The sequence below is a fragment of the Peribacillus sp. YIM B13482 genome (genome assembly GCF_042787975.1).
GTDB classification, from domain to species: Bacteria; Bacillota; Bacilli; order Bacillales; family DSM-1321; genus Peribacillus; species Peribacillus simplex_A.
Genome location: NZ_JBHZPF010000004.1, coordinates 103709 through 115939, shown reverse-complemented (window position 1 = coordinate 115939; position 12231 = coordinate 103709). Strand labels below are relative to the sequence as shown.

The window sequence follows — 12231 nt, the reverse complement described above, 5'->3', positions numbered from 1 at the left end:
TAATTAGGCAGTCTTGAGGGGCATGAACCCGGTAATCTCGGGTTCTTGAACTAAGGCTCTCAACTAAATATGCATTCTCTGGACGTTCATTTCAGCCTGTAAAGCCTCTAATGGATCCTTCTACTGGTATTTTCTTCGTTTCTTTTTTCATGGATGGACGCCCCTTTTTATTCGGTTCAAGATCGTCAATCCCGTTCTCCCCCAATTGCTTTAGCCACTTATCCATAGTAGAGGGAGAAGCAATATTATACCAGCAGCCGTTTGGGTACTAGACACTCCAAAATCGTTCATATAGTTTTAGTACATCCATCTTCATATCATAATTGGTATTAAATTGGTTGGCGACAGATCTAAATGAGTCAACTCCTTCTAAATAAGCAAGGACAGTTTTAATTATAACTCTAATGAATATTTTGTCATAAAAAATAGCACCCCAATTGTTAGATGGTGTCTAACAATTGGGGTGCAGTTCAGCCGCTCGGGTCCCTTTCGAATCCTATTTATTCAAAAGCTCTTCCAACTCATTTAATTTCTCTTCGAATACATTCATGGCTTCTTGTACAGGCTCGGCTTTTGTCATATCGACCCCTGCCTTTTTTAGTACTTCAATCGGATAATCAGAACTTCCTGATTTCAGGAACTCCAGATACCTTTTGACAGCGGGCTCTCCTTCTTCAAGGATTTGCTTGCTTAATGCTGTTGCTGCACTTATTCCAGTCGCATATTGATAAACATAGTAATTATAGTAGAAATGTGGAATACGTGCCCATTCCAAACCGATTTCTTCATCAATTGTCACATTCTCACCAAAGTATTTCTTGTTCAGCTCATAATATTCCTTAGTTAACATATCAGCTGTCAACGCTTCCCCATTTTGAGCTTTTAAATGTATGGAATGTTCAAACTCCGCAAACATCGTTTGGCGGAACAATGTTCCACGGAAACCTTCTAGATAATGATTCAATAAATAGATGCGCTTCTTTTCATCCTCGATTGTATTGAGTAAGTAATCATTCAGCAGGTTTTCATTACAAGTCGAGGCAACTTCCGCTACAAATATAGAATAATTACCGTATGGGTAAGGCTGATATTTACGCGTATAGTAGCTATGGACCGAATGCCCGAACTCATGAACGAGCGTGAATAAGTTATTGACGTTATTTTGCCAGTTCATTAAAATATATGGATTCGTCCCGTATGTACCAGAAGAATAGGCACCGCTTCGTTTCCCTTTGTTTTCATGCACATCGACCCAACGGTTTTCAAATCCCTCTTTCAAAACATTCAAATAGTCCTCCCCAAGCGGAGCAAGCCCCTTTAGGACATAATCTTTGGCCTCCTCATATGTCACTTCCATCTTCACTTCTTTAACAAGCGGAGTGAATAGATCATACATATGAAGTTCTTCTAATCCTAGTACTTTTTTACGTAAATCAAGATAACGGTGCAGTAACGGCAAGCTGTCATTGACTGTTTTAACGAGATTATCGTATACTGTCTCCGGAATGTTATTGCTACTTAACGCCGCTTGGCGTGCTGAATCATATTTTCGGACTGTGGCATTGAAATTATGGTTTTTCACCTCACCTGACAGGGTTGAAGCAAATGTATTACGGAACTCACCATACTTGCTGTATACCCCTTTAAATGCCTCCTCACGTACACGGCGATCTTCACTCTCAAGAAAACTGATATACCTTCCATGAGTTATTTCCACTTCATTTCCCTCTTCATCCTTGATGGTCGGGAATTTCAAATCAGCATTGTTAAGCATACCGAAAGTATTGCCTGATGCATCGAGTACTTCTGAAGCTTGTGCCAATAATTCTTCCTGCTCGGCAGATAGGATATGGGGTCTCTGAAGATTGATTTCCTCTAATGAATGTTTATATAATTTCAATTCTTCTTTTTCTTCCAAAAACCCTTCCACTTTGCTTTCGTCAATACTCAATAGCTCAGGAACCATATATGAAAACGCAGCCGCTGCCTGGGCGTATAAAGCTTTTGCCCGATCTTCCATCCCTTGATAAAAAGGATTGGTTGTATCTTGATCATTGCGCATATGTGAATAAGAATAAACTTTCCCTAGCTTCTCAAATACTTCATCTTGGAGTTGAAGAGCCGAAAATAACTTTTCTGCGCTTTCGCCCAAAGTCCCTTTATGTCCCTCCGCTTTCTTGAGATCTTCTTTTACTGCTTGGAAAGCAGCTTCCCAATCTTCTTCGGTGGCGAAGATATCTTCCAGTCTCCAAGTATCTTCCGCAGCTATTTCACTTCTTGAGGGTAATGCATTCACTTTAGTTTCTTGTGCCATTAAAATTCCTCTCCATTCTATAGAAAACTCGCCATTCAGCTAACAATCACCAAACCGGATCAATGCTTCAAACAGCTTCATGCTTCCTTAAAGATTTTAAATCCTCGTTCCTATTACTATTTCTCCATTAACAAAAATAATCCTGCCAATTCATCTGAATTCAAGATAAATAGAGATGTTATCCCCGATTATACTGGATATTCCCCTTTTCCATCATCAATTTATGCTTATCATAGAAATTTTTTTCCATCATTTGACCGTGGTCACTGGTGAAGGGAATGGAAAATGCCTTTTCAACTTTAAATACCCCCTCTTCCTCCTTTGAAATGTAACCCAATTTCTCTAATAGCTTGATATATTGATCTAAAGGATATTCCACGGGTTTTTCATGAAGCAATGGTAACGGTCTGAACTTTATTTCCCCCTTTTTTGAGCGCTTCTTAAAAAAGTGGATAATATCAGCCATAGAAATCTTTTCCCCAGGTTTTTTCTCTTGAAACACATCCATGTAAAACCATGCCTGCCATTCAATCGGGGAAGTTTCAATCAACAGCATCCCTCTGACGGGAACACCCACTTCAATGGGAATTGCCGCAGGTGTAATATGATGTAAATAGAGCCCTTCGAAAAAAGGATCGCTTCTCCGTGCAGTTTTCACACGATGAAGGGTCCAGTCTTTTCGTTTGTTTCTCCACGCAGGCAGAAAAGGGAAACGGAAGCAGTTTTGGGGCAATGCCCGACTAGGGGGTAGGAGCGTTAAAGAAGCAGTCGTCAATTCGGCAAAGACGGTTCTAGGGGTAAAAGGAGTGAGGTTCTTCAATACTGATAAATGATTAGTTTCCGGACAATACATCCAAAGAAACGGATGGTGGCAACTGCCGGTGACGAAGAGCCATTGAAATCCGGATAAACTGAATTCATACATGCTTTTCCTTTTTAGGCGTTTTGCAGCGAGGATCCAAATTGGCATGATGCCTACGCTTTGATAGGCTCTTGTCCGTTCAATGAATTCAATCTCCGGAATAACTGAGCATTGAAATTCTATTGCATAGCGATTACCTCCTATCGTAGCTAAGATATCAGCCCTTTTCTTGATTTCGGGCAGGTAGGCTTCTAGATCCACTTGATAACCGTGTGATGAAAACCACTGAAACAATTTTCTTTTTCCCATTAAATGATAGGCGGATTCCGGTTCTGAAGAAGCACGGCATGAAGAATTATTTTTATGGGCGAAATGCGGGACCCTGACGTTTCCTGCTTTAATCGACATTTCCGTCTTGCAGCAGGGACAATAATAATCTGTTGACTTTCTCCATTCAGCAAGCAAGTTTGCCGGTATCTTTTCAGGAAGGGTAATCCAAGTCCCATCACTCTTTATCGCAGTTAACATACATCTCCTCCTCACCACTACATTCGCTTGCATAGCAATGGATTCCTTTTAATTTTCAAAAAAAAAATGCCTGATCGGCATAAAGGAAAAGTAATATCTAAAGAAGGGGGGAAAGCAATCGGCAAGTGGATTCCAACACTTTCAATCCAAAATTCCGTTTGGAAAACGCATTGATTTCCACTTCTTGGGATACCTTTATATCTTCCAAAAAATCATTTACCAGCTGTTGTGTACTTTCCGTCCGGTAGAGAAAGGCATTGACTTCGAAATTCAAGTGAAAGCTTCTCATATCCATATTGGTTGTCCCAATTGAGGCCATTTGGTCATCAACGATGATGATTTTACTATGCATGAAGCCTTCATTATATTGGAATATACGAACTCCCGAAGTAAGCAATTCGGGAAAATAGGTTCTCGAAGCATGAAATACAATTCGCTTATCGGGGTTCTTTGGGACGAGCAGCCTGACATCCAAACCACTTAAAGCAGCTACCTTCAATGCTTGAAGGATATCGTCGTCAGGAACGAAATAGGGAGATGCAATCCAGACAGACTTTTCTGCTGAAGTAATCATCTTAAAAAAAATGCTCTTAATGATCGTCCACTCACTATCCGGCCCTCCGCCAATCAATTGAACTCCGCCATGCCCATCATGGATCGGCATGCCGGTCAGGAGGTATTCATCCGTTAAAAAGCTATTATTGGTGCTATAATACCAATCCTGCAGAAATATGAGCTGTAGAGTCCTGACCGCTTCCCCCTTTACGAGAAGATGCGTATCACGCCAGAAACCGAATTTCGGATCATGTCCCAGATATTCATCCCCAATATTGAGGCCACCCATGAAACCGACAGAGCCATCTATCACAATTATTTTACGGTGGTTACGAAAGTTGAATTTATTATTTAATAAAGGGAGCTGCAACGGACCAAAGGCTACCATTTCGACTCCAGCATTCTTCAGTTCATCGATATAGGCGCGAGCTAACTTCCAAGAACCAACCGCATCATAGAGAAAACGGACCACTACCCCTTCTTTTACTTTTTGTATCAAGACATCTTTTAGAACACCGCCAATGCGGTCATCCCTAACTATATAATATTCTAAATGAATATGATGTCTGGCTTTTTTTAATTCTTCGATGATATTGGAGAAAGTCTCCTTACCATTCCTTAAAATCCGGGTTTCAGTCGTAAATGAAATAGGACTATTCCCTAGCCTATTTGCAAGCGTGAATAACTGCTGTGAGTTTTCTCCCATTTCCTTAATTCGATCATTATATTCCGCTTCTCCGCTTATTTTCACGAAACTTTGCTTATCCAAAAAGTACTTCTTGCGAAATATCCTCTCTTTCCGAAAATTACGGCCAAACAAAAAGTAAAAAATGAAACCGATGAATGGGAAAGCGCCAAACATAAGAAGCCATGTTATGGTCTGGATGGGATCCCGATTTTCCAGGAAAATGATGGATCCAATTATCACCAAGAACAGGGTCATTATAAGGCTAGAATAAAAAATCAGCCTACCATCGACTTCACTTGTCAGAAAATACCAAGGGCCGACCAACAAGAGAATTAGCAGACTTATGCCAACTATATTCTTCACCTGGACTACCTCCAATTAACAAACACAGGCACATTTAAAAACCTCCCTGCTTAAGGTAAAAACATTTATTCTTGGACGAAAAGGCCGATTTCTACTGAAATCGGCCTCAACAGTCTATGCGAAATATTTATCGACCGTTGTGAATACATCATTTTCGATGACTATTTTCCCGTACTCTTCAAGCATGTGCACCGTTATTGGTGACTCCTGACTATATTCCAATAAGAGGCTTAACACATTATCGATTTCTTCCTCGTCAATTTCCGCCTCGGAAAACTCGATATAAAGATAATATTTATTTTGATAAACATAAAGTTTTGTCGTCCAGTCATCCAAGCCATGACGCTTGCTTAATGAAATGACATCTTCAAAATCCTCGAATGTCGTGATGAATTCAATCATACCATCTTCGAATGTTATACCGCTTTCTTCATCCTTACCATGAAAATGTTGATCAAGAAGGGTATCCATCTTATCTGATACATTCAATTCCTTAAACTTATCATCTGAAAGAGGCAGCTCGAGTTTCTGACCATCTTTGGCAAGCTGGGCTTTTGTGACCAAAACCTCCAAGCCTTTTTCAAGGGCTTGAACTTGAATCCATAAAGGTCCTTCAATCATGAATTCTTCTTCTTGATGCACTTCATCCATCATTTCCCAAAAAAGTTCCTCACTTCTCTCACGACTGTACCAAATCTCTTCGCGATCGAAGCCTCTTTCCTCAATATCTATATAGGAAATATAAAATTTAACTGTATCGTCATTAATGCGTTCGATTTCCATGATTCCCCTCTCCCTTCCTTTCTCATTTTGAAGGGATAATAACCCCCAAGCGAAAATTGCTCTTAAAAGCTCTTTACCCGTAAGTGAATACTGTAAATCATGATAGTCATTAAAGCATACTATTTTACATCATTTTATGACAAAACCTTGAAGAAGGGAAATAAAAAACATTACTTATCTAAAAAACAATTGTTTGCCTAATATTCCATTCATTCTATAAAATAATTCATCCGTATGCAACTATCACAATGCATGCTTTAATTTTAATCTTACCGCCGTTTATGCCTTATTATATACATGCGATGGTTAATTGCATTCTTATTTTATCTTTAAATGATGACCGGCTATAGGGACTTGCTTGAGATGCCAAACATCCCTGTCGCCCATGGATCTAAAATTGGACGAAAAATCGGTTTTGTATAAAGAAAAAGCCCTGCACAATTCCTGGCAGAGCTTGAAAGACATTATTAGTTGACCATACGTTGCGCTTCCCGTAACTGGAAGGTTCGGACTTTACGTGGTAAAAAGCGTCTTATCTCATCTTCGTTATAACCTACTTGAAGCCGTTTCTCGTCAAGGATAATTGGACGTCTCAACAATCCCGGGTTTTCCTTGATCAATTTATATAATTCTTGAAGAGGCAGGCTCTCTAAATTTACGTTTAACTTTTGGAAAGTTTTAGACCGTGTTGAAATGATTTCATCGGTCCCATCTTCTGTCATTCGAAGAATTTCTTTAATTTCATCAATTGACAACGGTTCAGAAAAAATGTTTCTTTCTTTATATCCAATCTCATGTTCCTCTAACCATGCTTTTGCTTTTCTGCATGAAGTACAACTAGGTGATGTATATAATGTTACCATGTTTACTCACACTCCCTAAATATAGAATCGGTGATCTATGAGGGGAAATCTACTATTAGTATTCATAAGTACCACTCTAATTTGAAATAATTTTAAATAAGTATTTCATATTGTTTATTATACACTAATTCATTTAAAATGAATACCCTTTTTGATATTTGAAAAAATCCTTTTAAACTTCTTGTTTAGCCTGTACTATAGCTATTTCGTTTTTTTATGTAATACATTGAAATCACTTTTTCTAATTGAAAATACCTACCTACCATTCTCATTTAACTCTCAATTCAGCCCTCATGATTTTGTCAATTTGCTCGTTACTTTTATTTACCCCCAATCCTTGTCAATAAACAAGATCATGTTAATATATTTTCTTTAATAAAAAGCAAATTCCTCCTTTTACAAGAAAAACCATTCTTTTAGCACATATAATACCAAAAGTGAATAAGGGAATTCAAAAGAATCGGCAAGTAGGGAACAATCTACCATCCAGAAGTTATAAATATTCATTTTCCTCAAAAGATGCACAATGTGCAGGTGAACAACCGGCACTTTCAGACTGTAGCATATTCGAAAAAAAGCCAGTTTCCTCTGTTTTATTCTTTAAAAAAGGTTCCAGTTGATTTCAGAAATTCGCTCCTGCCGACTGTCTGCAAAGCCTCATCAAAGCAAGCATCTGCGGGGTCTCGGCAAGCCAGTTATTCGACAGGAGTGTCGCAAATTTCAAGCGCAAAAATACATGAAGGATAACCAAGTCTTGTTTTAAAATTACGGTTCGGGGTGAGACACTTCCGAACTTATCGACAAAATGAAAGGGCCGAAAACCGGCCCTATTTCTCAGACTTCCATCTCTTTAAAAATATCCGTTTCCTGACCAGCATTCAAGCTTAGTACATCCTCTACATCCTGATAAGACTTTCCATAAAGGTCGTCATCTTTGTAGGTATGGATTTCAGAATAAATCTCTTTCATAAAATCAAAAACGTCTTCTTCTTCAACAGATGGATTTGCCGGCCAATATAAGATTTCCATTGGAGTATTCTCTTTGGTGGCAAGCGATTTTCTGCTGTAGGAAATCGAAGAAGCATGCTTGAATCCTTCCCTTTTATAAAATCTCAGCCTTTTAAATGTATCATCATCATTTTCTTGAACTGGTTCGACTTCCAGCAAAATCGTTTTCTGCTTTTTTTGCAATTTCTGGATCAATTTCCTTCCTAATCCCTGCCCCCTTGATTTCTTTGATACAAATAGGTAATCAACGAATATAAACTCTTCCCCTTCCACATACAATAAAACATGGTCGGGACCTTCATCCTTTATATATATTTCCTGCTTATCTTCTAAGAGAACTTCAATATGTTCTTTAGACTTCATTTCTTCAATGGGGAAATACTGGTTTAGTTTTTCATACCAATTCATGATTTAATCTCCTCTTTTGCTAGTTTATTCTTTCCAGATTTTCTCTTATCCACTACAATGGAACTTAAATAGCTTTAAAACAATATTGGGGGGGTTGGATGTTCAGTTACTTTATTGACTTTGTTTTAGTCGCAGCTTGCGTTATTGGCATCACTGCCGTAAATGGCGTTGTGACGAATGGTATCGGCGAAAAATGGTTTGGAGGGAAACGTCACTCTCATATTTTCGATCAATCGAGACGAATTCAGTCAGGGTGGAATCAAGTTGGCGGGAATAAAAAGCGGTAATTTTAGAAAGAAATCGGATGACCGGAAGGATATTCCTTAAGGCCATCCCCTTTTTTTCATGGGGTATAATCCACTCCCTTTGTATATCGATTTGCTGCATTCCATAATAAATATTCATCAATCCCATTATCATTTAACGCTTTTATTTGGGCTTCCACTTCTTTCTTGCCATACCTTTGGTAATTCCCTTCTCCTAAATACGAAGCAGTAAAATCTTGAAGCCAAGGTCTTGAAGTTGGCGGGGTTTTTAATTCCTTCAGCTTCCCATTTTCCAATTTCGCATATTCCTTAACGAGATTATAGGGCTCCAAATCAGGCTTATCGATACCAAAATAAGATGTCCAATGACTTGGATAGATCATTGAGGAAATTACATCCACGTTCTCAGAGATTTTAGTGAAGTTCTGTCCAATTCCAGGGGCTTCAGGTAACGTAGCCGCATATCCAAAAATATCCACCGACACTTCCACACCATATGGCTCCAGTTGTTTCTTCGCATAACTTACGAAGTCCGTCACTGCCTGAACCCTTTTAGCTGTATGACTCACTTTCGCTTCATCATATTCACCGATATCATATTTCAAATCATTTTCTTTATTTTCGAATCCTTCGGGAAAACGGACATAGTCAAATTGAATTTCTTTAAAACCCATTTTTGCCGCTTCAATGGCAATACCGACATTATAATCCCAAACCTCTTTTAAGAATGGGTTAACGAAGGCTTCACCTCTACCATTCTTCCATACCTCTTCGCCATCTAAAAATGACAATTCAGGCTTCTCTTTAGCCAGAAGTGAGTCTTTAAAGACAACTACCCTTGCAATCGGATAAATCTGCTTATCCTCAAATTTTTTCAGCATTGCCTTAGGATTCTTTATGTAGTCTTTACCAATCCCGGCATATGGAGAATCGGGATTTTTGGTCTTATACGTTACGTTCCCCCAATCATCCTTAATATCAATGACCATCGCATTCAAATCGGTTTCATCTACATATTTAATAAGTTCATTCAATTTATTGCCACCCGCTGCAGGCCCTGTCACATATATTCCACGCACAGCATCCGGATAGGCGAATTTCAACCCCGAATCAAAAACAAAACGCGGTGCATTCACAGGCAGTTCTTTATTTTCTAATGCTACCTGCCTGGTTTCGTTCATGTCCTGTGCATGAACTGGCTGTTGAATCAGGAATATGCACATACCTGTCATCAACCATTTACTTCTTTGTTTCATTTCCTCCACCTCATTCGCCATCAGTCATCAATATTCAATAAATAAAAATAGACCCCTTTCTTTAATACCACAACCATTTAACTTTACTCCTATATATTATAAATAATAAAAAAAACTCTGCCATAAATAAACACACTTGGATGCAAACACGTTTCCAGCACGTATTCCCTTGTATGTATCTTTCCCTAAAATCACCTGCTCAAGGTGAAATATATAAAACGGTTTTATTTACCTTGTTGCTTTCATTGATCGATACAAACAGACGAAAAATCCGTTCCAGTGGCGTTATTGCCGTTTCGATTATACATTTAATATGAATAAATGCTAAAATACAGTTATAGTGGACAATTCGTATTCTCAGAATGGCATCGATACAGGACAAAACGGCCTTCCACGAGATTTAAATGAGCGTTCCCCTTTCAAGGCGCACATTTCTTTCAAAGAAAGTGGATTCATTTTCTATTTATCCTTACAATAATGAAGAGCGAATATCCATTGATCAATAAACGCATTTAGAGGAGTGACTAGCAGTTGAAAAGGATTTTCTCCGGCATACAGCCATCCGGTTCCGTTACTTTAGGAAATTACATCGGAGCCATGAAACAATTCGTTAACTTACAAAATGAATATGAATGTTTCTTTTGTATTGTTGACCAGCATGCAATTACAGTTCCACAAGATCGCCTTAAATTAAGGAAAAACATTAAAACATTGGCCGCTTTATATTTGGCCATTGGCCTCGATCCAGAAAAGAATACAATCTTCATTCAATCAGAGGTACCTGCGCATGCTCAGGCAGGCTGGATTTTACAGAGTATTTCCTATATTGGTGAACTTGAGCGAATGACACAATTTAAAGATAAATCAGCTGGCAAAGAGGGGGTTTCTGCAGCATTGCTTACATACCCGCCGCTGATGGCAGCCGATATTCTCCTTTATAGTACGGATGTAGTTCCTGTTGGGGAAGATCAAAGACAGCATCTTGAATTGACTCGCGATTTGGCTGAACGGTTCAATAGAAAGCACAATGATATTTTCAAAATCCCGGAAATCAGCCTCCCTACAGAAGGGGCACGTATCATGTCCCTACAAGAACCAACCAAGAAAATGAGCAAATCGGATCCTAACAAAAAGGCAACGATTGCCTTATTGGATGATCCGAAGCAAATCGAAAAAAATATCAAGAGCGCTGTTACCGATTCCGAAGGCATTGTCCGTTACGATAAGGAAAACAAAGCCGGTGTTTCCAACCTGATGTCCATATACTCCATCTTCAGTGGGAAAACCTATTCAGAAATTGAAGAGATGTATGAAGGTAAAGGTTATGGTGACTTTAAAAGTGATTTGGCTGAAGTGGTTCTTGGGGAAATCCTGCCAATCCAGGAACGCTATCATGAATTGATCGATTCACCAGAATTGGATGAAATTCTTGACCGCGGTGCAGAAAAAGCGAACATTGAAGCCAATAAGATGATTAGAAAAATGTATAATGGCATGGGACTTGGCAGAAAGAGATAAAAAAAGACGATCCTCATCGGATCGTCTTTTTTGTTCATAATATCGATGGGCTATCGCCAGCCTCCACTTGCCAAAGCTTTTCAAAAAAAGGCTGCCCCTTCACCAAGTTTTCACAAAGTTGAAGGTGCTTCTCTGACCAGCCTTCCTTCATTTCTTCATATAACTCAAGCCATGCTATCTGAAAATCCATTTCTTGAATGCTTTCATATTTTTCAGGAGCCCATTCTGTATACCAATAGCGGATTTCAGCAGTGTTTTTCGCCGTGAATAATTGGTCCATGGCCATGAATAGTAATTGCTTAAGCTGTCTTTCTTTTCTTGTCAACCCATTCATGAATAAGGGAGACGGCGATAAAATATGATATTCTTTCTCAGATGTAGGTTTTTCAGTAAAGGTGTAATCCATCTCATCATGGTTTTCTATCATGTCATAAACAATTTGTTCCTGCCGGGGAATTATTCTGCTTTTCCTAATCGGAATATGATAACCTATCGTATCAACAGCTAAAATTCCATTTCCATCAGTCACGATAAAACAATAGTCAAGCTGAATTCGTTCATGATTTTTCCTTGCATATGCTTTTTGATACACATCATTCAGCAATGGCTTAGGTAATTCTGACAAGTCGTTTTCTATGTAGTGGAACAATGTTGATGACACTTTCAACAAAGGAACTTGATCTAGTAGCTCGATCCCATCATCCTTCCTCCATTCATGAAAATGACAAATATTATAGCCGTTTTCTTCTCCTTCAAACCAGTTAACCCATACATCATGAAGATATAACATCATTCATCCCTCACTTAAACAAATTTCTG

The 12231-nt window shown here is 38.8% G+C and carries 10 protein-coding genes; 2 read left to right on the top strand and 8 right to left on the bottom strand.

Translation table 11 applies throughout. From position 1 onward, the window contains the following. Window positions 1-496: 496 nt before the first annotated feature. The 6 genes from pepF to ACFX4L_RS04335 form a co-directional block, all read right to left on the bottom strand. Window positions 497-2314 (bottom strand): oligoendopeptidase F, encoded by a 1818-nt coding sequence (pepF, locus tag ACFX4L_RS04360; protein WP_289337962.1) that lies wholly within the window; start codon window positions 2312-2314, stop codon window positions 497-499. A 178-nt stretch (window positions 2315-2492) separates the two neighbouring features. Continuing rightward, window positions 2493-3704: a competence protein CoiA gene (locus ACFX4L_RS04355; protein WP_377383482.1), complete on the bottom strand. Its 1212-nt coding sequence runs from the start codon at window positions 3702-3704 to the stop codon at window positions 2493-2495. Between the two features lie 97 nt (window positions 3705-3801). Next, on the bottom strand, window positions 3802-5310 hold the full coding sequence (cls, locus tag ACFX4L_RS04350) for a cardiolipin synthase (RefSeq protein WP_377404006.1): 1509 nt from the start codon (window positions 5308-5310) through the stop codon (window positions 3802-3804). Between the two features lie 114 nt (window positions 5311-5424). Further along, window positions 5425-6093 carry an adaptor protein MecA gene (gene mecA / locus ACFX4L_RS04345; RefSeq protein WP_061462101.1) on the bottom strand — a complete coding sequence of 223 codons (669 nt, stop codon included), beginning with the start codon at window positions 6091-6093 and terminating at the stop codon, window positions 5425-5427. A gap of 467 nt (window positions 6094-6560) precedes the next feature. Then, window positions 6561-6956, bottom strand: coding sequence for a transcriptional regulator SpxA (gene spxA, locus ACFX4L_RS04340; RefSeq protein WP_061462100.1), 396 nt, complete (start codon window positions 6954-6956; stop codon window positions 6561-6563). Between the two features lie 834 nt (window positions 6957-7790). Further along, window positions 7791-8372, bottom strand: a complete 582-nt coding sequence (locus tag ACFX4L_RS04335; RefSeq protein ID WP_061462098.1) for a GNAT family N-acetyltransferase — start codon at window positions 8370-8372, stop codon at window positions 7791-7793. 98 nt (window positions 8373-8470) lie between these two features. Between ACFX4L_RS04335 and ACFX4L_RS04330 the strand changes: the two genes are divergently transcribed. Continuing rightward, the gene (locus ACFX4L_RS04330) at window positions 8471-8659 is read left to right on the top strand and encodes a hypothetical protein (protein WP_061462097.1); all 189 of its coding nucleotides are present in this window, start codon (window positions 8471-8473) and stop codon (window positions 8657-8659) included. A 56-nt stretch (window positions 8660-8715) separates the two neighbouring features. Here ACFX4L_RS04330 and ACFX4L_RS04325 read toward each other — a convergent pair whose 3' ends face one another. Next, window positions 8716-9894 (bottom strand): putative glycoside hydrolase, encoded by a 1179-nt coding sequence (locus ACFX4L_RS04325; RefSeq protein ID WP_377383477.1) that lies wholly within the window; start codon window positions 9892-9894, stop codon window positions 8716-8718. A 531-nt stretch (window positions 9895-10425) separates the two neighbouring features. On the opposite strand from ACFX4L_RS04325, the gene trpS reads away from it, so the two are divergent. Continuing rightward, a complete protein-coding gene (gene trpS, locus ACFX4L_RS04320) occupies window positions 10426-11412 on the top strand; it encodes a tryptophan--tRNA ligase (protein WP_061462096.1) in 987 nt (328 codons plus the stop codon). A 34-nt stretch (window positions 11413-11446) separates the two neighbouring features. Here trpS and ACFX4L_RS04315 read toward each other — a convergent pair whose 3' ends face one another. After that, window positions 11447-12202, bottom strand: a complete 756-nt coding sequence (locus ACFX4L_RS04315; RefSeq protein ID WP_034314514.1) for a YjbA family protein — start codon at window positions 12200-12202, stop codon at window positions 11447-11449. Window positions 12203-12231 lie beyond the last annotated feature (29 nt).

Excerpts from the sequence above, each read along its gene's own strand:
- pepF (WP_289337962.1), bottom strand. The coding sequence starts at position 2,314 with ATGGCACAAGAAACTAAAGTGAATGCATTACCCTCAAGAAGTGAAATA.
- ACFX4L_RS04355 (WP_377383482.1), bottom strand. The coding sequence starts at position 3,704 with ATGTTAACTGCGATAAAGAGTGATGGGACTTGGATTACCCTTCCTGAA.
- mecA (WP_061462101.1), bottom strand. The coding sequence starts at position 6,093 with ATGGAAATCGAACGCATTAATGACGATACAGTTAAATTTTATATTTCC.
- spxA (WP_061462100.1), bottom strand. The coding sequence starts at position 6,956 with ATGGTAACATTATATACATCACCTAGTTGTACTTCATGCAGAAAAGCA.
- ACFX4L_RS04335 (WP_061462098.1), bottom strand. The coding sequence starts at position 8,372 with ATGAATTGGTATGAAAAACTAAACCAGTATTTCCCCATTGAAGAAATG.
- ACFX4L_RS04330 (WP_061462097.1), top strand. The coding sequence starts at position 8,471 with ATGTTCAGTTACTTTATTGACTTTGTTTTAGTCGCAGCTTGCGTTATT.
- ACFX4L_RS04325 (WP_377383477.1), bottom strand. The coding sequence starts at position 9,894 with ATGAAACAAAGAAGTAAATGGTTGATGACAGGTATGTGCATATTCCTG.
- ACFX4L_RS04315 (WP_034314514.1), bottom strand. The coding sequence starts at position 12,202 with ATGTTATATCTTCATGATGTATGGGTTAACTGGTTTGAAGGAGAAGAA.